Origin of the sequence: Mycobacterium sp. 852013-51886_SCH5428379 (assembly GCF_001665575.1) — a bacterium.
Taxonomy (GTDB): Bacteria; Actinomycetota; Actinomycetes; order Mycobacteriales; family Mycobacteriaceae; genus Mycobacterium.
In genome coordinates, this window is sequence record NZ_LZSU01000012.1 from 16,179 (window position 1) to 39,049 (window position 22,871).

The window sequence follows — 22,871 nt, forward strand, 5'->3', positions numbered from 1 at the left end:
CGTCCGATGACCGTGCGCGGATGGGCTGGGGGACTGGCAGTGGCCGCCTTGGCTGCGCTGCTGGTCGCATGCGGTTCCCCGCCGCCCGGTCCGACGCTGACCATCGGCACCCATCCCGACGACGAGTCTGCCGTCATCGCGCACCTGTACGCGGCGGCGCTGCGTCACTACGGCACCGGCACCCGCATCGAGGAGTCCGAGGATCCGCTGACCGCGCTGGACGCCGGTGACATCGCGGTGGTTCCGAGCTTCACCGGTCGACTGCTGACGCGGTCCGTGCCCGATGCCTCGGCGCGCGCCGACGAGCAGGTCTACCGGCAGATGGTCGCGGCGCTGCCCGAGGGTCTGGCCGCCGGCGACTACGCCACCGCGGCGGAGGACAAACCGGCGCTGGCCGTCACCGACGCGACCGCCGAGGACTGGGGCGGCAAGGATCTGTCGGCACTGGTGCGGAACTGCACCGACGTGCGCCCCGGTGCGGTGCGCGGCGTGCGGGTACCCGCGGCGATCGGGCCGTGCCGCCCCGACGCGGCGCGGGTGTATCCGGATGCGGAGACGCTGTTCGCCGCCCTGCGCAGCGGTGACGTCAACGCGGCCTGGACGACGACGGCCGCGCCAAAGGTGCCGACCGAGTTGGTGATCCTGGCCGATCCGACCGCGTTGATCCGCGCGGAGAACGTCGTACCGATCTACCGGCGCAACACCCTCGATGAGGCGCAGGTCCTGGCCGTCAACGAGGTGGCCGGGGTGCTCGACACCGCCGCGCTCGCGGAGATGCGGGCGCGGGTGCGCGACGGCGCCGATCCGGCGGTGGTCGCCGACGAATGGCTCATCGCCCACCCGCTGCGCGATTGATCGCGCGCGATTCCTAGTGCGGCCGGGGCAGCAGCTTGCCGGTGACTCTGGAGAACAGCCGCTGGTAGTGCGGGCCGACGATCCGGATGACCGCGTCGAGGGCCTTGGCGTCGTTGCCGATCAGCACGCGGGACTTGTTCTTGCGGACGCCGTCGAGAATCACCTTGGCCGCCGTCTCGGGCGAGGTCTTGGCGAGCTTCTTGTCGAAGAGTTTGGCGAGCTGTTCGGGCTCGAGGCCCTCCGCGGCCGTCGCATTGCGTGCGATCGCGGTCTTGATGCCGCCGGGGTGCACGGTGGTCACCTTCACCGGACGTCCCGCGGCCGCCATCTCCTGGTTCAGCGCCTCGGTGAACCCGCGGACCGCGAACTTGGCCGCGTTGTAGGCGGCCTGACCGGGCACCGAGAACAGCCCGAAGACGCTGGAGACGTTGATGACGTGGCCGTCGCCGGACTCGATCAGATGCGGCAGGAACGCCTTGGTGCCGTTGACGACACCCCAGAAGTCGACGTCCATCACGCGTTCGATGTCCTTGAACTGCGTGACCTCGATGTCGCCGGTGAACGCGATACCGGCGTTGTTGTAGATCTGGTTGACCTTGCCGAAGTGGTTGCGGACCTCGTCGGCGTAGAGCAGGAACGCTTCCCGTTCGGTGACGTCGATGCGGTCGGCCTTGACCGACGCGCCGATCGCCTTGAGCCGCTGCTCGGTCTCGGCCAGTCCGTCGGTGTCGACGTCGCTGATGGCCACGCTGGCGCCCGAGCGGGCCAGTTCGACCGCCAGGGCCTGTCCGATACCCGAACCGGCACCGGTCACCACCGCCACCTTCCCCGCGAAGCCCTGCATGTGCACTCCTTCTGGTCGGTTGCTCGAGAGTCGAGGTTAGCCGGTACCCGCGGTACCAGTCTGTACCGGGGTAACGATCGCCCGAGCCGCCGCGATCTCCCAGGCATGAAGCGCACTCACCGCATCGCCGCCGCCTCGCTCCCCGTGATGGCGGCGCTGACTGTCTCTGCGGGGCTGGCGGCCGCTCCGGCCCACGCCGATACGGCCGCCGACGTGTTCCTGTCCGTGCTGGACGGATCCGGGTTGGTCGGCCTCGACCAGGGCACGGCGGTGCGGGTCGGCCAGCAGGTGTGCCCGATGCTGGCCGAACCCGGCCAGAACCTGGCGAACGTCGCCGCGGACGTCTCGGATTCGATCGGCAGGCCGCTCGGCCCGGCGACGATGTTCACCGGCCTGGCGATCCAGATCTTCTGCCCGGGCGCGGTCTCGGCTCTGGCCACCGGCAACTCGCCGATCCCGCTGCCGATCCCCGGCCTGTTCTAGGAGCGCCTCGACGCGGGGACTACGGCGCGAACGCCTCGTCCAGGATCTCCTGCTGTTCGACGGCGTGCACCTTCGACGAACCCGATGACGGCGCCGACATCGCGCGCCGCGAGATGCGCCGGATGCCGGTGAAGTGGTCCGGCAGCATCTCGGGCAGCGTCAGCCCGAACGACGGCCACGCCCCCTGGTTGGCCGGCTCCTCCTGCACCCAGAACTTCTCCTCGACGTTCGGGTAGCGCTCCAGGGTCTCGGCCAGCCGCCGCTTGGGCAGCGGCGCCAGCTGCTCGACCCGCACGATCGCGATGTCGTCGCGCTTCTCCTTGGCCTTGCGTGCCGCCAGCTCGTAGTAGAGCTTGCCGCTGGTGAGCAGGATGCGGGTGACCTTGTCGCGGTCGCCGTCGCCGTCGGTGAACGTCGGCTCCTCGATCACCGAGCGGAACTTGTTCTCGGTGAAGTCACGGATGTCGCTGACCGCGGCTTTGTTGCGCAGCATCGACTTCGGCGTGAACACGATCAGCGGTCGCTGGATCCCGTCGAGGGCGTGCCGGCGCAGCAGATGGAAGTAGTTGGCCGGCGTCGACGGGACGGCGATCGTCATCGAGCCCTCGGCCCACAGCGTCAGGAACCGTTCGATGCGGCCCGACGTGTGGTCAGGGCCCTGACCCTCGTGGCCGTGCGGCAACAGCAGCACGACGTCGGAGGTCTGCCCCCACTTGGCCTCACCGGAGCTGATGAACTCGTCGATGATCGACTGCGCGCCGTTGATGAAGTCGCCGAACTGCGCCTCCCACAGCACCATCGCGTCCGGGTTGCCGACCGAGTAGCCGTATTCGAAGCCCACCGCGGCGAACTCCGAGAGCGGGGAGTCGTACACCAGGAACTTGCCGCCGGTCGGATTGCCGTCGGCGTCGGTGGCCAGCAGCTGCAGCGGCGTGAACTCCTGACCGGTCTTGCGGTCGATGATCACCGAATGCCGCTGGGTGAACGTGCCGCGACGGGTGTCCTGGCCGGAGAACCGGATCAGCTTGCCTTCGGCGATCATCGTGCCGAGCGCGAGCAGCTCGGCGAACGCCCAGTCCACCTTGCCCTCGTAGGCCATCTCGCGACGCTTCTCCAGCACCGGCTTGACGCGGGGGTGGACGGTGAAACCCTCGGGCACGGACAGGAACGCGTCACCGATGCGGGCCAGCAGCGATTTGTCGACGGCGGTGGCCAGCTTGGTCGGGATCTGCTGATCGGACTCCACCGACTCGCTGGGCGCGATCTCGTGCTTCTCGACGTCGCGCACCTCGTTGAAGACCCGTTCGAGCTGGCCCTGGTAGTCGCGCAGCGCGTCCTCGGCCTCCTTCATGGAGATGTCGCCGCGGCCGATGAGCGCCTCGGTGTAGGTCTTGCGGACCCCGCGCTTGGTGTCGATCACGTCATACATCGACGGCTGGGTCATCGACGGGTCGTCGCCCTCGTTGTGCCCGCGGCGGCGGTAGCACAGCATGTCGATGACGACGTCCTTCTTGAACTTCTGCCGGAAGTCGACGGCCAGCTTGGCCACCCAGACCGCGGCCTCGGGATCGTCACCGTTGACGTGGAAGATCGGGGCGCCGATCATCTTCGCCACGTCGGTGCAGTACTCCGAGGACTTCGCGGCGTGCGGCGAGGTGGTGAAGCCGATCTGGTTGTTGACGATGATGTGGATCGTTCCGCCGGTGCGGTAGCCCTTCAGCAGCGCCAGGTTCAGCGTCTCGGCCACCACGCCCTGACCGGCGAACGCGGCGTCGCCGTGCAGCATCAGGGGAACGACGGGGAACACCGCGGACTCGTCGGCGTCCCGGTTCTCGTCGAGCAGATCCTGCTTGGCGCGCACCAGACCCTCCAGCACCGGGTCCACCGCCTCGAGGTGGCTGGGATTGGCGGTCAGCGACACCGCGATGTCGTTGTCGCCGAACATCTGGATGTAGGTGCCGGTCGAGCCGAGGTGGTATTTCACGTCACCGGAGCCGTGGGCCTGCGACGGGTTCAGGTTGCCCTCGAACTCGCTGAAGATCTGGCTGTACGGCTTGCCGACGATGTTGGCCAGCACGTTGAGCCGGCCGCGGTGCGGCATCGCGATGACGACTTCCTGCAGCGCGTGTTCGGCGCACTGGTCGATGACCGCGTCCATCATCGGGATGACGGTCTCGGCGCCCTCCAGCGAGAACCGCTTCTGGCCGACGTACTTGGTCTGCAGGAACGTCTCGAACGCCTCGGCGGCGTTGAGGCGGGACAGGATGTACTTCTGCTCGGCGACCGTCGGCTTCTCGTGCTTGACCTCGATGCGCTCCTCGATCCACTGCTGCTGCTCGGGTTCGAGGATGTGGGTGTACTCGACGCCGACGTGCCGGCAGTACGAGTCCCGCAGCAGACCGAGCACGTCGCGCAGCTTCTTGCGCTCGGAACCGGCGAAGCCGTTGACCTTGAACTCGCGATCCAGATCCCACAGCGTCAGGCCGTGCGAGAGGACGTCGAGGTCGGGGTGGCTGCGGAACCGGTTGTTGTCCAGGCGCAGCGGATCGATGTCGGCCATCAGATGGCCGCGGTTGCGGTACGCCGCGATGAGCTCGATGACGCGGGCGTTCTTGTCCTCGATCGGGTCCGGGTTGTCGGTGCGCCAGCGCACCGGCTCGTACGGGATGCCCAGCTCGCGGAAGATCTCGTCGAAGAAGTCATCCGACAGCAGCAGGTTGTGCACGGTGCGCAGGAAGTCACCGGACTCGGCGCCCTGGATGATGCGGTGGTCGTAGGTGGAGGTCAGCGTGATCAGCTTGCCGATACCGATATCGGCGATGCGCTCCTCGCTGGCGCCCTGGAACTCCGCCGGGTACTCCATGGCGCCGACGCCGATGATCGCGCCCTGACCGCGCATCAGCCGCGGCACGGAGTGCACGGTGCCGATCGTGCCGGGGTTGGTCAGCGAGATCGTGACACCGGAGAAGTCTTCGGCGGTGAGCTTGCCGTCGCGTGCGCGCCGCACGATGTCCTCGTAGGCGGCGATGAACTGGCCGAACCGCAAGGTGTCGGACTTCTTGATGGCCGCCACGACCAGCTGCCGGTTGCCGTCCCTGCCGGGCAGGTCGATGGCCAGGCCGAGGTTCGTGTTCGCGGGGGTGACCGCGTTGGGCTTCCCGTCGACCTCGGCGAAGTGCCGGTTCATGTTCGGGAACTTCTTGACCGCCTGGACGATCGCGTACCCGATCAGGTGGGTGAAGCTGATCTTGCCGCCGCGCGTGCGCTTGAGGTGGTTGTTGATGACGATCCGGTTGTCGATCATCAACTTCGCCGGGATGGCGCGCACGCTGGTCGCGGTCGGCACCTCCAGCGAGGCCGACATGTTCTTCGCGACGGCCGCGGCGGCGCCGCGAAGAACCTGGTTCTCGTCGCCGCCGCTGTCGGATGACGCGGCGGCCGCTTTGGGCTTCGCGGCGGGTTCGGGCTTCTTGGCGTCGGGCTTCTTGGTGTCGGCCTTCTTCGAGTCGTCCGACTTCTTCGTGTCGGCCTTCTCGGCGGGCTTCTTGTCGACCGACTTCTGCTCGGCCGGCTGGGCTTTCGGGGCGGGCGCGGGAGCGGGTTCCGGCGGAGCCTTCGGCGCTGCGGCATTGCTGCGGGCGGACGTCCCGTTCCCGGCCGACGAACCGTTGTCGCTCGTGGGTTCCGGGTTGTAGTCCACGAGGAACTCATGCCAGCTCGGGTCGACCGAGGAGGGATCCTCGCGGAACTTGCGGTACATCTCCTCGACCAACCACTCGTTCTGACCGAATGGTGAAGGTGAACTGCTCACGGCAGCTGCTCGCCTCGATTCCTTCGACTCGGGCGAGCGCATCCGGTAGCCACAAGCGCTCGCCGCTCGTTGTCAGCGGTTACCCGCTTTTTCACCGCTTAAGGCTAGCGCTACGGAACCGGCCGGACCACGGCAACGCCGGGACCACTCGTTCTGGTCGTAATGGTCGCGGGATCGGTCACCGATCGGTGCGCGCGGACGGCAGGATGTGCAGGGTCGCGGGCCACCGGTGGGGTGGTGCGCCGAACGCCAGGCGGGCGTTGTCGATGATCCGCCGGGCCATCATCCGGTTGCCGACGCCGCCGACGACGGCGCCGATGCCGACGGGCAGCACCTTGCCGAACGCCAGCGCGCCGCGCTTGAGCGTGTAGCGCTTGACGAAGTAGCGCAGCAGCCGGGAGTTCAACTGGGAGACCGCGGGCAGGGGGAGCGTCGCCGCGCTCTCACCGATCCAGCCGCCGGCGGTGCGACCACGGCCGAGCAGGTCGGCCACCGCGTGCTTGCCGTCGTCGCCGACGAGCACCGAGAGCACCATCGCGCGGCGGCGTTCGCGTTCGTGGGCGGGGATGCCGTGCACCTCGGCGACGGCCAGCGCGAACACCGACGTCGCCTCCAGGAACACCACCGTCTCGCCGGCCACCGCCGACATCGCGGCCAGCGTGCCGATCCCGGGGAAGGCCGCCGCCGACCCCACGGCTGCACCGCTGGCCATCACCGCGGCCAGGTAGTGCTTCTCCAGTTTCGTCATGATCTCGGCGGGTGAGGCGCCAGGATCAGCCGCTCGCAGCCGGTCGACGTAGGAGCGCACGGCGGGCGCCTGCGCGCGCGAGCTGCGCTCCAGGATCTGCGACAACACCTTGGCGGCGGCGCCCGGATTCTCGTCGACACCCGCCTCGGCGGCCTTCAGCTGCTTCTTGCGGTTCGACCGAGCACTCATCGCAGGCCTCCTCAGGCTGTCTCACCAGGCTAACGTCTCGTCCCCGGATGCCCGCGAGATCGGGGTGCGTCGCCGTGACGGCCGTCACTGTTCTGCCGACGGTGGAAGAAAATATTGATATGACTTGCTAACCATTTGCGTGGCAACATCCCCTTCCGTGACAGCCCCTTCCGTGACAGCAGTGGCCCCCGGACGGGTGCGGATGATCCTGGTGCTCGGCGCCCTGGTCGCGCTCGGTCCCCTCACCATCGACATGTACCTGCCGGCCCTGCCCGGTATCGGGGAAGAACTCGGCGTGTCCTCTTCCGTTGCGCAGCTCACGCTGACGGGCACGCTGGCCGGTCTGGCGCTCGGGCAGTTGCTCGTCGGTCCGCTGTCGGATTCGCTCGGGCGGCGCCGGCCGCTGATGGCCGGCATCGGGCTGCACATGCTCGCGTCGCTGCTGTGCGTGTTCGCCCCGAACATCGCCCTCCTCGGCGTGGCGCGCGGGTTGCAGGGGATGGGCGCTGCCTCCGCCGCCGTCGTGGCGATGGCGGTCGTCGGCGACCTCTACTCGGGCAAGGTTGCGGCCACGGTGATGTCGCGGCTGATCCTCGTCCTGGGGGTGGCGCCCGTGCTGGCGCCGTCGCTCGGCGCCGCGGTCCTGCTCAAGGCCTCCTGGCACTGGGTGTTCGTCGCGCTCGTCGTGCTGGCCGGTCTGCTGCTGATCGTGGCCGCCGCGGCGCTGCCCGAGACGCTGCCCGTCGGTCATCGCCGGCCGCTGAAGATCCGCGGGATCGCGAGCACGTACTGGCGGCTGCTGCGGGACGCCCGTTTCGTGACCCTCGTGCTCGTCGCGGCGCTCGGTATGTCGGGTCTGTTCGCGTACATCTCCGCGGCGCCGTACGTGTTGCAGGGCCGCTACGGCCTCGACCAGCAGAGCTTCGCCCTGCTCTTCGGAGTCGGCGCCGTCGCGCTGATCGGGTCGACGCAGTACAACGTGGTGCTGCTGCGGCGGTTCTCACCGCAGCGGATCATGTCGTGCGCGCTGGCGTTCTCGACAGTGGCCGGGATCGTCTTCGTCGGCATCACCGTCGCCGGGGTCGGCGGCATCGCCGGATTCGTGATCCCGGTGTGGGTCGTGCTGGCCGGGATGGGCCTGGTGCTGCCCAACGCCCCCGCGGTCGCGCTGACCCGGCACAACGAGGCGGCCGGCACCGCGGCCGCGCTGCTGGGCGCGGGGCAGTTCGGTCTCGGCGCCGTGGTGGCGCCGCTGGTCGGCGTCCTGGGCAACGACGAGATGGCGTTGGCGGCGGTGATGCTGGCCGGGATGGCGGTGGCGCTGGTGGCGTTGCTCACCGTCGGCCGCTCCGAGGAGACGGTCGCCGCCGGCGAGCCGGTCCTGGTCTGACCGATACGACACACCCCGGGTTGTCCCGTTCGCGGTGGGTCCGTAGCGTCGGCTCGTTCGCTTGTCCCGACAGGCCGTTCGTTTTCGTGAGGCGACTCCACTCGATATGACTTCCACTCCCGCTGCCCGCGGTACGGGTGAGCCCTGGAAGGCGCTCTGGACCCTGCTGTTCGGGTTCTTCATGATCCTGGTCGACGCGACCATCGTGGCCGTCGCCAATCCCAGCATCATGGAGCACCTGGGCGCCGACTACGACGCGGTGATCTGGGTGACCAGCGCCTATCTGTTGGCGTACGCCGTGCCGCTGTTGATCGCCGGCCGGCTCGGCGACCGGTTCGGTCCGAAGAACCTCTATCTGCTCGGGCTGGTGGTGTTCACCGCCGCGTCGCTGTGGTGTGGGCTGTCCGGATCGATCGAGATGCTGATCGCGGCGCGGGTCGTGCAGGGCGTCGGCGCGGCGCTGCTGACGCCGCAGACCCTGTCGACGATCACGCGCATCTTCCCGCCCGAGCGGCGGGGCGTGGCCCTGAGCCTCTGGGGTGCGACGGCCGGGGTGGCGACCCTGGTCGGCCCGCTGGCCGGCGGGGTGCTGGTCGATCACCTCGGGTGGCAGTGGATCTTCATCGTCAACGTGCCGATCGGGGTGGTCGGGGTTGCGCTGGCCTGGCGATACGTCCCGGCCCTGCCAACGTCGGTGAAGGGTCTGGACCTGCCGGGCGTCGCGTTGTCGGGCGTCGGCATGTTCCTGGTGGTGTTCGCGCTGCAGGAGGGACAGTCCCACGGCTGGGCATGGTGGATCTGGTGCCTCATCGCCGCGGGGCTGGCGGTGTTCTCGGCATTCCTCTACTGGCAGGCCGTCACGCCGCATGAGCCCCTCATCCCGCTGCGCCTGTTCGCCGACCGCAACTTCTCGTTGGCCAACCTCGGCATCGCCACCATCGGATTCGTGGTGACCGGGATGATCGTGCCGGTCATGTTCTACGCGCAGGCCGTCTGCGGACTGAGCCCGACGCAGGCCGCGCTGCTCACCGCGCCGATGGCCGTCGCCTCCGGGGTGCTGGCGCCGTTCGTGGGCCGCCTCGTCGACCGCGCCCACCCGGGCCCGATCGTCGGCAGCGGGTTCTCCGCCCTGGCGATCGGGTTGACCTGGTTGTCGTTCGAGATGCAGCCCGACACCCCGATCTGGCGGCTGGTGCTGCCGTTCATCGTCATGGGCACCGGGATGGCGTTCATCTGGTCGCCGCTCGCGGCCACCGCCACCCGGGATCTGCCACCGCACCTCGCAGGCGCCGGATCCGGGGTCTACAACGCGACCCGGCAGGTCGGGTCCGTGCTGGGCAGCGCCGGGATGGCGGCGTTCATGACGGCACGTATCAGCGCGGAGATGCCCGCGCCGCAGGGCGGTGCGCAGGAGGGGGAGGGCGCAGTCTCGGCGCTCCCGGATTTCCTGCAGGGGTCGTTCGCGGCGGCGATGTCGCAGTCGATGCTGCTGCCGGGCTTCGCGGCGCTGTTCGGCGTGGTGGCCGCGATCTTCCTGCTGGGGTTCCGTCCGGAGCCGGCATCCGCGTCGGAGCGCACCGTGCCGGAGCGCACCGCGTCGGAGCTGCCCGAGGATGAGATCCCGGACGACGACGAGTACGTCGAATTCACCGTCGACTGGGATGACACACCCGTCACCGAACCGATCGGCGCCGCCGCACCGCCGCCACCGGAAGACGACGCCTGGCGCCGGGTCCTCGACGAGCTGCTGCCTGCGCCGTCCCCACGCCATGATCCCGACCCCATCGCGTTCATCCGCAACGGATCCGAACTCGAGCCCCAAGAACCCCGGTCTCGGGGCCGGCACAGTCGGCCCTAGTCGGCTCCGCCGGTCAACGCGAGGAACGCCCCGAGCTCGACCAGACCCCTCGGCGTCGACGGCAGATACTCGGTGAGCCCGTCGGAATGCACGATCACCGCGGCGTACTTGGCTCGGCTGATCGCCACGTTGAGCCGATTCCGATTGAGCAGGAATGAGATTCCGCGCGGCACATCGTCTATCGAGGACGCGACCATCGAGATGAACACCACCGGCGCCTGCTGGCCCTGGAACTTGTCCACGGTGCCCACCCGCACCCCGGTCAGCCCGGCGGCGTCGAGCCGCTGACGCAGCAGCACCACCTGTGCGTTGTACGGCGTCACCACCATCACGTCGTTGTGGGTCATCGGCCGCGGTCCATCCTCGTCGGTCCAGAGCGACCCGAGCAGGGGCCGGATCCGCGTGACGATCGCGTCGGCCTCTTCGGGGCTCTCGGTGGCGTTGCCGTCGTGCGGAACGCTCACCTCGTGCACCCCGGGCGACCAGCCTTCCAGCGTGCGTGCCGCCGTCACCGCGTCGAACGACTGCAGGCGCCCGTCGTAGGACAGCCGGGACACCGCCGCGCACACCTGCGGGTGCATCCGATACGACACATCGAGGAAGTAGCCGCGTTCGGCGGGCAGCGTGTGCGCCCCGTCGACGAGCCAGCCGAGCGCTGAGGTGTCGACGGGTTCGGGGTGGGTGCCCTGACTGACCTGTGGCAACTGCTGCGGGTCGCCGAGCAGCAGCAGGTTCGCCGCAGCCGGTGCGACCGCGATGGTGTTGGCCAGGCAGAACTGGCCGGCCTCCTCGATGACGAGCAGGTCGAGGCAGCCGCGCGGAATCCGGTTGCCGTTCGCGAAATCCCATGCGGTGCCGCCGATGACGCAGCCGTCGTTGTCGCTGACGAACGCCGGGAACGCCGCCTCGTCGAGCACGGTCCAGCACGCGTCGTCGCCGTACCCTCGCTTCTTGGCCACCCGCGCGGCATCCACCCCGGCCGCGATGACACCGCGCAGCAGGTTCTCCACCACGGCATGGGACTGCGCCACCACCCCGATCCGCCAGCGGTGCGCGTCGACCAGCGCGGCGATGATGGCCGCCGCGGTGAACGTCTTGCCGGTACCCGGTGGGCCGTGCACCGCCAGATACGACGAGTCGAGGTCGAGCAGGGCCGCGGTGATCGTCGCCGGCATATCGGTCGCGGCGGGCAGCGGTGCGCCACTGCGGGTGCGCGGCGGGCGGCGCAGCAGGACGTCGGTGACCGCCGTGGCCGGTAGTCGTGGCAGGCTCGCGGCGACCTCGGCGGCGGTTTCCTCGATGGAATCCTTCAACGCCGTGGTGCGAATGGGGGGCCCCGGCGCCAGCGCGAACGGCAGCTGGTCGAACTGCTCGCCGTCGCGTGGGGTGCGTTCGATGATCACCACCTCGGTGGGCGCGTCGGCATCGTCGTACTCGACGACGTTGACATTGCCCGCGGCCCGGCGGTCCGGGTCGTCCACGAGGCCGGCCGGGGCGGGCGGCTCGTAGAGGGCGTACATCTCGCGGCTCAGCCCGCCGGCGGCCATCGCACCGGTCAGCCGGACCCGGCGCTGCGGTTTACGGGCCCGCGGCGGCATGTGCCAGTCCGTGTCGACCTGGGCAGTGTCGACGAGGAAGACGTCGGTGCTGTCGGACCATTCTTCGACCGGGTTGTTGAGCCGGTCGAAGTGCGCCCACCAGAACGGCTTGTCCTCGCGACGGTGGTAGCCGCGGGCGGCGGCGACCATCGCGACCGCCGACTGTTCGGCGGTGCGGCCGTCGAGCTCGTCGCCGGCGTAGCGGCACAGCGTGCGGTCCAGGGCGTCGACGGGTTCGGGCTCGGCGCCGTCGCGCACCGGCTGCGGCCCGCGGGGCGGCACCTCGCAGTCGATGGCGCGGCACACCAGCCAGTCGCGCAGTTTGCGCGTCGAAGTGCAGTCGTAGCGGTTGTAGTCCTCGATGTCCTTGAGGACGACGGCGGCCTCGTCGTCACGGCCGTCGGCGCGCAGTTCGCAGTAGCGGGCGTACTCGGTGATCGACGCCGCGGCGGTGGTCACATCGCCGGTGCGCAGCTGGTCACCCATGTACAGCGGTTCGAGCGACTTGAGGCTGTAGTTCTCGGTGCCGATGCGAAATGTCTTGCGCACCAACGGGTAGAGGTCGACCAGCACACCGCTGCGCAGCAGGTCGTCGACTGCGTCCTCGCCTACGCCGTAGCGCCCGGCGAGCCGCAGCAGCGCGGTCTTCTCGTAGGCGGCGTAGTGGTAGATGTGCATGTTGGGGTGGCGCTTGCGCCGCTTGCGCACCAACTCGAGGAAGTCCTGGAGGGCTTGCCGTTCCTGCGGCCGGTCGTGCGCCCACAGCGGGTGGAACCCGTCGGCGGTGTCCAGTACGCCGAACAGATACTCCAGCCCCCACTCGTGGCCGTCGTCGGTCCACAGCGGGTCGCCTTCGAAGTCGAAGAACAGGTCGCCCCTGTCGGGTTCGGGCAGCTGCATCAGCGGCTGCGGATCGGCGACCTCATACGGCGGTTTCCCGTCGTCGCGCGGGGCGATCTGTAGCCGGGCCTGCGCACTCAACGCGGTGACGGTGCGCGTGGGCAGTTCCGGCACCGGGCCGCGGTGCGCGGCGAGTTCGGCGACGGTGGTGATGCCCGCTTCGAGGAACCGGGCCCGCTGACTCACCCGCATGCCCGCGACGAGCAGCAGATCGTCCTGTGCCCGCACCTCGACGCTGCACTCCGGGCAGCGGAAACAAGCGCGGACGTCCTCGTCCTCCCAGCGCACCGGAACCCCGCCGGCGAGATGGCCGTCGAGCAGCCGCTCCAGCGCGGCCCGCCGGGGCCGGTACACCGGCAGCAACTCCCCGAGCCCGTAGCGGGCGGTCACGCCGTCGCCCAGCACGATCTCGGCCTCCGGGGCGACCGGCACCCCGGAGTCGGACAGGGTGTCGGCGTACGCGGCCAGCTGCAGCAGCGCCTCGACCTTCGCCGAACGCGCCAGCTTGGTGTCGGTGACCCGGTAACCGTCGTCGGTGAGGATCAGGAAGTCGGCGAAACCGGCGAACCGGCCGTCGAACATCGCAGCCTGGTAGATGACCGGTGAGCGCCGCTCGACCGCGGCTCTGGTCTGCGCGGCGGCCGCCCGCAACCCGGCGTCGGTGTAGGGCGGCCGGCCGATGACGGTGACCTCGTCGCCGAATTCGGTGCGCAGTTCGGCCAGGGTGCGGCGCTCGTGATCGTCGCCGAGCGAAGCGGTGCGGGCGAGCAGTTCGTCGGCCACGGCGACCTGCGCACCGCGGCCCAGTTTCGCGTCGAACGCCCGCAGCAGGGCGTACTCGCAGCGCGCCGCCGCGGCGAGGTCCGAGGCGCTGTAGATGACCCTGACCCCGGAGGCCTCGCCGTCGGTGACGAACACGCTCGCCACTGTAGGGCAGGGGTCCGACAGGTCAGCCGGTGTTGCCGATGAGCTCGACGCCGTTGCCGTTCCACCGGAAGCGCACGACGCTGGCCAGCGTGGCGACGTCGCCGGAGTACTTCAGCGCGACGGTGTCGCCGGTGGTGGCGGCGTTGTCGATTCCGTTGAAGCCGTAGGTGTCCGGGACGCCGGTGGGGATGAACTTGCCGAGATGGAACATCACGGCCCTGGTGGTCGGATTGTCGGCGTTGGTGTTGGCGCGGACGATGACCGCCGACAACTGCGCGCAGACGTTGTAGTTGCCCGCGATCGGCTCGGGGCTCCAGCCCTGGTTGCTGCGCGGGTCGCGGGGCAACTCGGAGACCGCCTTGGCGATCTCGGGTGCGGCGAGGTTGACCGCACATGGATCCGTGGCGGGCGCGGCGGCCGGCGGCGGTCCGACGGTGGGCGCCGGCGCCGGGACGGGGGCGGCGGTGACGGGCGCGGGTGCGGTGGCTTCCGGCGTTTTCGACACGGTCGAATCGCCCGATCCGCAGCCGGCGAGTGCGGTCGGTGCGGCCGTCAGGGCCGCAACCGCGACAGACGCCATGACCAACCGCTTCACAACAGCGCACCGTACCGGCAGCCCCGGTCGGTGCCCAACAGGCGCGCTGGGCGTCATCCGCCCGATCGGGCACTAGACTCGAACCGCTATGACGACGCCTGAACCGGACGCCCCCCGCGCCGATCCCACGTTCGCTGAACTGCAAATTCACCCGGACGTGCTGCGCGCGGTGTCCGATGTCGGGTATGAGACGCCCTCGGCGATCCAGGCTGCCACCATCCCGGCGATGCTCGCAGGCTCCGACGTCGTCGGTCTCGCACAGACCGGTACGGGTAAGACCGCGGCGTTCGCAATCCCGATCCTGTCCAAGATCGACCCGAACAGCCGCCACACCCAGGCGCTGGTGCTGGCGCCCACCCGCGAGTTGGCACTGCAGGTCGCGGAGGCGTTCGGCCGCTACGGCGCCCGGCTGGCGGTGAACGTGCTGCCCGTCTACGGCGGCTCGTCGTACGGACCGCAGCTGGCGGGGCTCAAACGCGGCGCGCAGATCGTCGTCGGCACCCCCGGCCGCGTCATCGACCACCTGGACAAGGGCAGCCTCGACCTCTCGCACCTGGACTACATGGTGCTCGACGAGGCCGACGAGATGCTGCAGATGGGTTTCGCCGAGGACGTCGAGCGCATCCTGTCCGACACCCCCGAGTACAAGCAGGTCGCGCTGTTCTCGGCGACCATGCCGCCGGCGATCAAGAAGATCACCGCCAAGTATCTGCACGACCCGGTCGAGGTCACCGTCAAGGCCAAGACCCAGACCGCCGAGAACATCACGCAGCGGTACTTCCTGGTGTCGTATCCCCGAAAGATGGATGCGCTGACCCGCCTGCTCGAGGTGGAGCAGGGCGACGCGATGATCGTGTTCGTCCGTACCAAACAGGCCACCGAGGAGGTCGCCGAGAAGCTGCGCGCCCGCGGATTCGCCGCGGCGGCCATCAACGGTGACATCGCGCAGGCAGTACGCGAGCGCACCATCGCCCAGCTCAAAGACGGCTCGATCGACATTCTGGTGGCGACCGACGTGGCCGCGCGCGGCCTTGATGTCGAGCGCATCTCGCACGTCGTGAACTTCGACATCCCGCACGATCCGGAGTCCTACGTGCACCGCATCGGGCGCACGGGGCGTGCCGGCCGCTCCGGCACCGCGCTGTTGTTCGTCACCCCGCGCGAACGGCATCTGCTGAACGCGATCGAACGGGTCACCCGCCAGAAGCTCGTCGAATCCCAGCTGCCCTCGGTCGAGGACGTCAACGCCCAGCGTGTCGAGAAGTTCCGCGATTCGATCGGCGAGGCGCTCAACGCGCCGGGCATCGACCTGTTCCGCCGGCTCATCGAGGACTACGAGCGCGACCACAACGTGCCGCTGGCCGATATCGCCGCCGCGCTGGCGGTGCAGTCGCGCAACGGCGAGGAATTCCTGATGACCGAGCCGCCGCCGGAGAAGCGGCGGGAACGTCCCGTGCGCGACGACAGCGGCCCGCGCAAACCCCGCGACCGAAACCGGGGTGACCTCGCCACCTACCGCATCGCGGTGGGCAAGCGGCACAAGGTGATGCCGGGCGCGATCGTGGGGGCGATCGCCAATGAGGGCGGCCTGAACCGCAGCGATTTCGGCCATATCGCGATCAAGCCGGAGTACTCCCTGGTGGAGCTGCCCGCGAACCTGTCCAAAGAGACGCTCAAGAAGCTCGAGCGCACCCGCATCCAGGGACAGCTGATCAACCTGGAGCCCGACCGCGGGCCCAAGGCACGCCACAAAGGTAAGTGACAGAACGGCAAGTGACCGCACAGCGCGGCGTGCAGGAGCCCGTCGTCCAGGGCGGTCTGGAGTCGGTCTCGACGGCCGAGCGGGTCGCGTCGCTGACCGGGGTGCGCGCCGTCGCGGCGATTCTGGTGGTGCTCACCCACGCCGCCTACACCACCGGCAAGTATCCGCAGGGTTTCGCCGGTCTGGTGTATTCGCGGATGGAGATCGGCGTGCCGATCTTCTTCGTGCTCTCGGGTTTTCTGCTGTTCCGGCCGTGGGTGCAGGCGGCCGCGCACGACAGGCCGGCGCCGTCGGTGCGCCGGTACGCCTGGCACCGGGTGCGTCGCATCATGCCGGCGTACGTGGTGACCGTGCTGGTGGCGTACCTCGTCTACCACTTCCGGACGGCCGGTCCCAATCCCGGGCACACCTGGGAGGGGTTGTTCCGCAACCTCACGCTGACGCAGATCTACACCGACAGCTACCTGTATTCCTTTCTGCACCAAGGCTTGACGCAGATGTGGAGCCTGGCGGTCGAGGTCGCCTTCTACGTGGTGCTGCCGCTGCTGGCGTACGTGCTGCTGGTGGTGTTGTGCCGGCGACGCTGGCGGCCGGGGTTGCTGCTGGCCGGGCTGGCGGCGCTGGCGACGATCTCGCCGCTGTGGCTGTGGCTGGTGCACTACACCGCCTCGTTGCCCGACGGTGCCCGGTTGTGGCTGCCGACGTATCTGGTGTGGTTCCTGGGCGGAATGCTGTTGGCGGTGCTGCAGGCGATGGGTGTGCGGGCGTACGCGCTGGCCTGTATCCCGCTCGCGGTGGTGTGTTACCTCATCGCGTCGACACCGATCGCGGGCGCACCGACCACCTCACCGGCCGGACTGGGGGAGGCCCTGACCAAGACGGGGTTCTACGCAGTGATCGCGACGTTGGTGGTGACGCCCCTGGCGTTGGGCAACCGGGGTTGGTATTCGCGGTTGCTGGCGACCCGTCCGATGGTGTTTCTCGGTGAGATCTCCTACGAGATCTTTCTGATCCACCTCATCACCATGGAGGTGGTGATGGTCGAGATCCTCCGCTACCCCATCTACACGGGATCGTTCGCCGCGCTGTTCGTCGTCACCATGATCGTGACGCTGCCGCTGGCCTGGTTGCTGCACCGGTTCACGCGCGTGCGCGGCTGAGATGAGGGCCCGCACACCACCGGCGCATTAGGTTACGCTGCCCTAAGTTCTGCGACGAAGGGTGTGGACATACATGTCCGACAGGAAGCCGTCGCGCGGGTTCTCCGGCGCGGTGCTCAAGTTGATGCGGGCCGGCGATTACGAGATGACCGTCACCGGTCGTCGTGAGATCGGGCCGTACTACCTGCGATTGAGCTTTTCCGCGGGCGGCATGCTCGGTGACAAACCGCTCCATCCCACGCAGTGGATCCGGATGTGGTTCAACGACGGCGAGAAACTGCACCAGCGCGGTTACACGCTCGTCAACCCGGATCCGGCGGCCGACACGGTCGACATCGAATTCGCGCTGCACGACGGTCCCGCCGCCCGCTGGGCGCAGGCCGCCCAGCCCGGGGACACCATCGAGGTGACGGTACTGGGCAGCAACTTCAACCTGCCCGATCCGCGTCCCGCCGGTTACGTCATCGTCGGCGACACCGCATCGCTGCCGGCGATCAACTCGCTGCTCGCCGCGATCGGTGACGCTCCGGCGCGCATCTTCCTCGAGTCCCAGCACGAGGAGGACAAGCAACTGCCGGTACTGCGTTCGGCCGAGGTGAACTGGGTCGATCGCAAGAACAACGGCGAAGCCCTGATCGAGACGGTTGCCGCCGCCGCGTTCGACGCCGCCGACCACTTCGGCTGGGTCGCGTGCGACAACCGGACCACACGCGCGGTGGCCAAGATCTTCCGCGAGGACTACAAGATCCCGAAGAAGTCGATCAAGGCCCAGGGGTACTGGGAAGCCTGAGCACCACCGGGGCGACGAATTCCTCGAGCATCGCCCGCTCCTCGGAAGCATTGCGTCCCGGGAACATCAGCAGCGACGTCAGGACCCGCACCAACCAGCGGGCCTGCCGATCGGCGGAGTCGTCGTCCGCGGCACCGAGGGACCGGACGAACGCCGCGACCATCGCCGGGACCACCTCGGATCGTTCGGCCATCTCACCGCCGATCGGACGGGCCGTCGGCGCGAACCACGAGGACAGTGCCGGGTTCGCGCGCACACTGGCGACGGCGGTGAGCATGCCTTCGACGAGTCGCTCGGCCGGGTCGGGGATCGCGGCGACGCGGTCGGTGAGGGTCCCGTAGAGCCGCTGCGCCTCGCGGTGGACGTACGCGGTGTGCAGCGCGTCGCGGTTCTCGAAGTACCGGTACAGCGTGGCGCGTGAACACCCTGCGGCCCTGGCGATCTCGTTCATCCCGACGTCGGCGGCGTCGCGCTGGCGGAACAGGTCCTCCGCGGCGTCGAGGATGCGGTCGGCGGCCGCCTCGGTGCGCCGGTCGGCCAGCCAGTCGGCCGGCATCAGCCCGGTACCGTCACCGGGACGGACAGCGGGCGCCGCACGTAACTGCCACCGGCCCAGACGATTCCGCTCTCGTCGACGCTGAACTCGGGGATCCGGGCGAGGAGTTCGCTCAGCGCGACCCGCGACTGCATCCGGGCCGCAGCCGCCCCGAGGCAGAAGTGGGCGCCGTGGCTGAACGTGAGGATGTTGCGCGGCCGTCGGGTGACATCGAGTTCGCCCGCATCGGAGCCGAATTCGCGCTCATCGCGGTTCGCGGAGCCGTAGAGCAGCAGCACCTTGCGGCCGGCCGGGATGGTGGTGCCACCGATGGTGACGTCACGCGTCGTGGTGCGGGCCAACCCCTGCACCGGGGAGGTGAGTCGGAGGAATTCGTCGATCGCGTCGGCGACGAGCTCCGGCCGGTCGACCAGCAGTTGCCGTTGATCGGGACGTTGATGCAGCAATTGCACGGTGCCGCCGAGCATTCCGGTGGTGGTGTCGTTTCCGCCGGTGACCATCGTGAACGTGAAGGCCAGCACCGGGAGCACGTCGACGCCTGCCGCGACCAGGTGGCTGATCGTATCGTCACCGGGTTCGCGGCGGCGCCGCTCGATCAGCTCGGCGAAGTAGCCGGCCATCGCGCCGATCGCCTCGCCGGCGGCGGCCACTCCACCGGTTTGGGTATTGGCCGCGACGATCGCCTCGGTCCAGCCGTCGAACTGGTCTCGGTCGGCCTCGGGCACCCCGAGGTAGTGCGCGACCACCATCGAGGGCAGTGGTTTGAACAGCTCGGTGACGATGTCGCCCCCACCGTTCGACCGCAACCCCTCGATGCGCTCGATGACGAAGGCGCGGACCGCGGGTTCGACGGCTTCAACCTGGCGCGGCGTGAATCCGCGGGACACCAGCTTGCGGAACGCCGTGTGCGTCGGCGGGTCCTGCATGACGAACGGCGGGTTGTCCGCCAGCCCGATCATCTCCAGCTCGCCGTAGTTGACGGTCAGACCCTGCGCTGACGAGAACGTCTCGTGGTCGCGGGCCGCGCGCCAGACGTCGGCATGCCGGGACAGCACGTAGTAGTCGAGCTCCGGATCGTCGGCCGGGACCACGTGGTGCACCGGATCGTGCTCACGCAGTGCGGCGTACATCGGCCACGGCTCAGCCCAGGTGCCGGCCGAGGCCGGCTCGAACCGGGCAGGCACTGCACGAGACATATCGACCGACATGTCTCATGTGTACGACACTCGAGTAAGTATGTCAATCCACCATCAGCGACACCAGATCGAAGACGACCGTTGCCGCAGCGATCGAGGTGATCTCGGCGTGGTCGTAGGCCGGCGCCACCTCGACCACGTCTGCGCCGACGAGGTTCAGGCCGGTGAGCCGCCGCAGCATCCGCAGCAACTCTCGCGCCGTCAGCCCGCCGGACTCGGGAGTGCCCGTCCCCGGCGCGAAGGCCGGGTCGAGGACGTCGATGTCCACCGACAGATACACCGGTTCGTCGCCCACGCGCCGCCGGATGACGTCGACGGCGGCATCGATGCCCATGACGTCGAGGTCGCCGGCCCGGATGATGCGGAATCCCATCGCGGCATCGTCGTCGAGGTCCGCGCGGTCGTAGATGGGTCCGCGGATGCCGATGTGAATCGAATGGTCCTCGATCAGCAGGCCTTCCTCGAAGGCGCGCCGGAAGATGGTGCCGTGGGTGACCGGGGCGTTGAAATACGTGTCCCAGGTGTCGAGGTGGGCGTCGAAGTGCACCAGCGCGACGGGCCCGTGCACCTCGCGCAGGGCACGCAGATTGGGCAACGCGATGGTGTGGTCTCCGCCGATCGAGACGATCCGGCGGCGCCCGCCCCCGCCCAGCACGTCGGCCGCGTGGTGTTGAATCTGACGGCACGCCTCCTCGATGTCGAACGGCGTGACCGTGACATCGCCGGCATCGACGACCTGCACGACTTCCAGTGGGGCGACGCCGAGTTCGACGTGGTAACCCGGCCGCAGGGTGCGTGCGGCCTGACGGACGGCCATCGGGCCGAACCGCGCCCCGGGCCGGTAGGAGGTGCCGCCGTCGAACGGCACCCCGAGGATGGCGATGCCGTAGTCGCCCACCTCATGGATGTCGGCGATACGGGCGAACGTGCCCTTACCGGCGTACCGCGGCACCTCGACGGCCGGCACCGCGCCGATCGGCTCGGGCCCGCTCATCGGTCGGTGTCCGTTCGCGGGAACTCCTCGTCGAGCACGTCGAGCACCCGCTCGACGAACCACCCGGTCAGGATGCGGCCTTTCTCGGCGCTGGCCGGTACCGGTGAGGAGAGCGCTCCACTGGCAGTGGACAACCGCGTGTCGATGGGCAGGACGTCGTGATTGACCACCCGCTCGGGGTGATCGGCGGCGATGCGCTCGACGCGCACCATATCGGGCTGGTGGTGCAACCACAGCGAGGTCTCGATCACCGCGGCGTGTTCGAGCGCCAGCCCGGGAAACGCGTCGGGCCACAGAGTCTGGCGGCGTTGCTCGGTGTATTCCGGGTTGACGTCCTCGATCACGACGATCTTCACCTCGGGACGCCGCTCGCTGACCAGGAACGCCGGTTCGTAGACGAAGCCGCTGTTCTCGAAGTGCCAGTTGTACAACACGATATTGCGGAACCCGGCCCGCGCGAGTTCGTCGAGGACGTCCTCCAGCACGCTGATCAACGTCGTTGCCCGCAGCGACACGGTGCCCGGAAAGTGCTGTCCGCCACCGCTGCCGGGCCTGCTCCGGTATCCGAACGGGATGAAGGGCCCGACGACGATGCGGCGCTGAGCCGCCGCCTCGACCAGAATCCGTTCCGGCAGGACCCAATCGGTGCACACCGGCAGGTGGTGGCCGTGTTGTTCGGTGGCTCCGATGGGGATCACCACCGGCACGTCTGCCGCGGCGGCCTCGGCGATCTCCGGCCACGTCATGTGTTGATAGAGAACACTGGTCACGGCGTGGGCTCCAGGTCCACGTTCTCGACGGCCGTGGGGGTGTTCGGTTCGGTTCGCGACCACACCTTCGATCCGGCCCAGGCCAGCAGCGCCAGCGCGATCAGGACCACTTCGGCGATCAGGTAGGGCGTCTCCTGCATGGCCAGAGCGACAGCGGTGAACGCCACAACCACCAGCGGCGGCAGCGGCCACAGCGGCATCTTGAACGGCCGCGGCTCATCCGGCATGGACCGGCGGCTGCGCAGTGCGGCCAGCCCGATGCACAGGTAGACGGCGGCGATCACGGTGCCGGCGAAGATGATCAGGAAGTTCAGCGCGGAGGTGAACACCAGCACTGCGGCAGGCACGGCCAGCACGAGCACACCCACGCCCGGCGCGCGGAACCGGTTCAGGCTGCCGACCCTGCGGTTGACCGCTGCCGGCCAGGCGCCGTCGCGTCCCGTGGTGTAGACACCGCGGCCGAAATACATCAGCAGCGAGAGCATGGCGTTGAACAGCGCGACGATGGCGCCGATGTCGACGATGGCGCTGGCCTTCGAGCCGAGCGACGCCTCCACTGAATACACCACCGGCGCAGGGGCGCTGAAGAACTCCTTGAGGTCCGGCGCTGCGATGACGGCTGCGATGAGCGGAACCATGATGAACACGCAGGCGAGCACGGCCGAGATGATCACGGCCTTACCGATGTTGCGCTCCCCGCCTTTGAGTTCCTCGGAGAATCCGAGTGATGCGTCGTAGCCGTTGATGACGTTGAACGCCGGAGCCAGCGTCGCCAGCATCACCGCGAACCCCACCGCGACGAGTTCGCCGTTGTTCAGCACGGTGGGATGGAAGGTCACCTCGGTGAAGGACTGATGCGGATTGGCGAACGCGGCGACGGTGATGATGCCCAGCACGACGAGTTCGACGACGACCATCAGCGCCGTCGACCACGCACCGATCTCGACGGTGGTCAAAGCGAGCGCGGTGGCCAGCGCCAGCAGAATGATGGCGATGACGCCATCGGACAGCGTGATCGCCGGGATCAGGTGTTTGAGGAACGCCCCGATGCCCAGCGCGATGCTCGCGGGGATGACAACGCCCTGGATCAGGTAGTTGAACATCGTGATCCACGACAGCGGCCCGGGCAGGACCTTCCGGACGAGCGAGTACATCCCGCCCGCGATGGGGAACATGCCGGCCAGTTCGGCCAGGCACAACGAGATCAGCACCACCACGACCGACAGCAGCAGGCCCGCGCCGATCGAGAAGGTGCCGCCGACGACGAATACGCCGGCGGAGAGGAACAGCACGGCCATCGTGGGGGAGACGTCGGCCATGGCCAGGCCGACCACCTCGGCCACATTCAGCCGCCGACGCAGATCCTGGGTGTAGCCCAGCTGCTCCAGTCGTGTCGGGGCACCGCCCCGTTCCTGTTGGGTCATCGTCGTGGTCTCGCTCTCCTG

At 68.8% G+C, this 22,871-nt stretch carries 17 protein-coding genes; 7 read left to right on the top strand and 10 right to left on the bottom strand.

Features of this window, described 5'->3' with window-relative positions; genetic code table 11:
• Nucleotides 1-6: 6 nt before the first annotated feature.
• Nucleotides 7-855, top strand: a complete 849-nt coding sequence (locus A5757_RS03745) for a glycine betaine ABC transporter substrate-binding protein (protein WP_066828774.1) — start codon at nucleotides 7-9, stop codon at nucleotides 853-855.
• A 13-nt stretch (nucleotides 856-868) separates the two neighbouring features.
• Here A5757_RS03745 and A5757_RS03750 read toward each other — a convergent pair whose 3' ends face one another.
• Nucleotides 869-1,699, bottom strand: a complete 831-nt coding sequence (locus A5757_RS03750; RefSeq protein WP_066828776.1) for an SDR family oxidoreductase — start codon at nucleotides 1,697-1,699, stop codon at nucleotides 869-871.
• Between the two features lie 105 nt (nucleotides 1,700-1,804).
• Between A5757_RS03750 and A5757_RS03755 the strand changes: the two genes are divergently transcribed.
• The gene (locus tag A5757_RS03755; RefSeq protein WP_066828778.1) at nucleotides 1,805-2,182 is read left to right on the top strand and encodes a DUF732 domain-containing protein; all 378 of its coding nucleotides are present in this window, start codon (nucleotides 1,805-1,807) and stop codon (nucleotides 2,180-2,182) included.
• 19 nt (nucleotides 2,183-2,201) lie between these two features.
• Here the strand turns inward: A5757_RS03755 and A5757_RS03760 are convergent, their stop codons facing one another.
• Complete coding sequence (locus A5757_RS03760; RefSeq protein WP_066828780.1) at nucleotides 2,202-5,993, bottom strand: multifunctional oxoglutarate decarboxylase/oxoglutarate dehydrogenase thiamine pyrophosphate-binding subunit/dihydrolipoyllysine-residue succinyltransferase subunit; 3,792 nt, start codon at nucleotides 5,991-5,993, stop codon at nucleotides 2,202-2,204.
• A 178-nt stretch (nucleotides 5,994-6,171) separates the two neighbouring features.
• Nucleotides 6,172-6,930 carry a hypothetical protein gene (locus A5757_RS03765; protein ID WP_066828782.1) on the bottom strand — a complete coding sequence of 253 codons (759 nt, stop codon included), beginning with the start codon at nucleotides 6,928-6,930 and terminating at the stop codon, nucleotides 6,172-6,174.
• Between the two features lie 139 nt (nucleotides 6,931-7,069).
• Between A5757_RS03765 and A5757_RS03770 the strand changes: the two genes are divergently transcribed.
• Nucleotides 7,070-8,320: a multidrug effflux MFS transporter gene (locus tag A5757_RS03770; RefSeq protein ID WP_066828783.1), complete on the top strand. Its 1,251-nt coding sequence runs from the start codon at nucleotides 7,070-7,072 to the stop codon at nucleotides 8,318-8,320.
• A gap of 106 nt (nucleotides 8,321-8,426) precedes the next feature.
• Nucleotides 8,427-10,178: an MFS transporter gene (locus tag A5757_RS03775; protein ID WP_066828785.1), complete on the top strand. Its 1,752-nt coding sequence runs from the start codon at nucleotides 8,427-8,429 to the stop codon at nucleotides 10,176-10,178.
• On the opposite strand, the gene A5757_RS03780 is transcribed toward A5757_RS03775, so the two are convergent.
• Nucleotides 10,175-13,594: a TM0106 family RecB-like putative nuclease gene (locus A5757_RS03780; RefSeq protein WP_066828975.1), complete on the bottom strand. Its 3,420-nt coding sequence runs from the start codon at nucleotides 13,592-13,594 to the stop codon at nucleotides 10,175-10,177. The genes A5757_RS03775 and A5757_RS03780 overlap by 4 nt on opposite strands.
• A 31-nt stretch (nucleotides 13,595-13,625) precedes the next feature.
• Entirely contained in the window at nucleotides 13,626-14,183 is a 558-nt protein-coding gene (locus tag A5757_RS03785; protein ID WP_066828976.1) for an LppP/LprE family lipoprotein, read from the bottom strand.
• 103 nt (nucleotides 14,184-14,286) lie between these two features.
• On the opposite strand from A5757_RS03785, the gene A5757_RS03790 reads away from it, so the two are divergent.
• The 3 genes from A5757_RS03790 to A5757_RS03800 all read left to right on the top strand — a co-directional run bounded on the left by A5757_RS03790 (nucleotide 14,287) and on the right by A5757_RS03800 (nucleotide 17,910).
• Nucleotides 14,287-15,960 (top strand): DEAD/DEAH box helicase, encoded by a 1,674-nt coding sequence (locus A5757_RS03790; RefSeq protein WP_066828787.1) that lies wholly within the window; start codon nucleotides 14,287-14,289, stop codon nucleotides 15,958-15,960.
• An 11-nt stretch (nucleotides 15,961-15,971) separates the two neighbouring features.
• Nucleotides 15,972-17,120: an acyltransferase gene (locus A5757_RS03795; RefSeq protein WP_066828789.1), complete on the top strand. Its 1,149-nt coding sequence runs from the start codon at nucleotides 15,972-15,974 to the stop codon at nucleotides 17,118-17,120.
• A gap of 73 nt (nucleotides 17,121-17,193) precedes the next feature.
• Nucleotides 17,194-17,910 (top strand): siderophore-interacting protein, encoded by a 717-nt coding sequence (locus A5757_RS03800; protein ID WP_066828790.1) that lies wholly within the window; start codon nucleotides 17,194-17,196, stop codon nucleotides 17,908-17,910.
• On the opposite strand, the gene A5757_RS03805 is transcribed toward A5757_RS03800, so the two are convergent.
• The 5 genes from A5757_RS03805 to A5757_RS03825 are packed head-to-tail and all read right to left on the bottom strand — an operon-like array spanning nucleotide 17,882 to nucleotide 22,850.
• Nucleotides 17,882-18,466, bottom strand: a complete 585-nt coding sequence (locus A5757_RS03805) for a TetR/AcrR family transcriptional regulator (protein ID WP_066828791.1) — start codon at nucleotides 18,464-18,466, stop codon at nucleotides 17,882-17,884. The two genes, A5757_RS03800 and A5757_RS03805, sit on opposite strands and share 29 nt — an antisense overlap.
• Nucleotides 18,466-19,662, bottom strand: a complete 1,197-nt coding sequence (locus A5757_RS03810; protein ID WP_197497245.1) for a cytochrome P450 — start codon at nucleotides 19,660-19,662, stop codon at nucleotides 18,466-18,468. The genes A5757_RS03805 and A5757_RS03810 overlap by 1 nt, the downstream gene beginning before the upstream one ends.
• Before the next feature lie 43 nt (nucleotides 19,663-19,705).
• Entirely contained in the window at nucleotides 19,706-20,656 is a 951-nt protein-coding gene (gene speB / locus A5757_RS03815; RefSeq protein ID WP_066828798.1) for an agmatinase, read from the bottom strand.
• The gene (locus tag A5757_RS03820; protein ID WP_231983876.1) at nucleotides 20,653-21,426 is read right to left on the bottom strand and encodes a creatininase; all 774 of its coding nucleotides are present in this window, start codon (nucleotides 21,424-21,426) and stop codon (nucleotides 20,653-20,655) included. The genes speB and A5757_RS03820 overlap by 4 nt, the downstream gene beginning before the upstream one ends.
• Nucleotides 21,423-22,850: an APC family permease gene (locus tag A5757_RS03825; RefSeq protein WP_066828800.1), complete on the bottom strand. Its 1,428-nt coding sequence runs from the start codon at nucleotides 22,848-22,850 to the stop codon at nucleotides 21,423-21,425. The genes A5757_RS03820 and A5757_RS03825 overlap by 4 nt, the downstream gene beginning before the upstream one ends.
• Nucleotides 22,851-22,871: the final 21 nt, after the last annotated feature.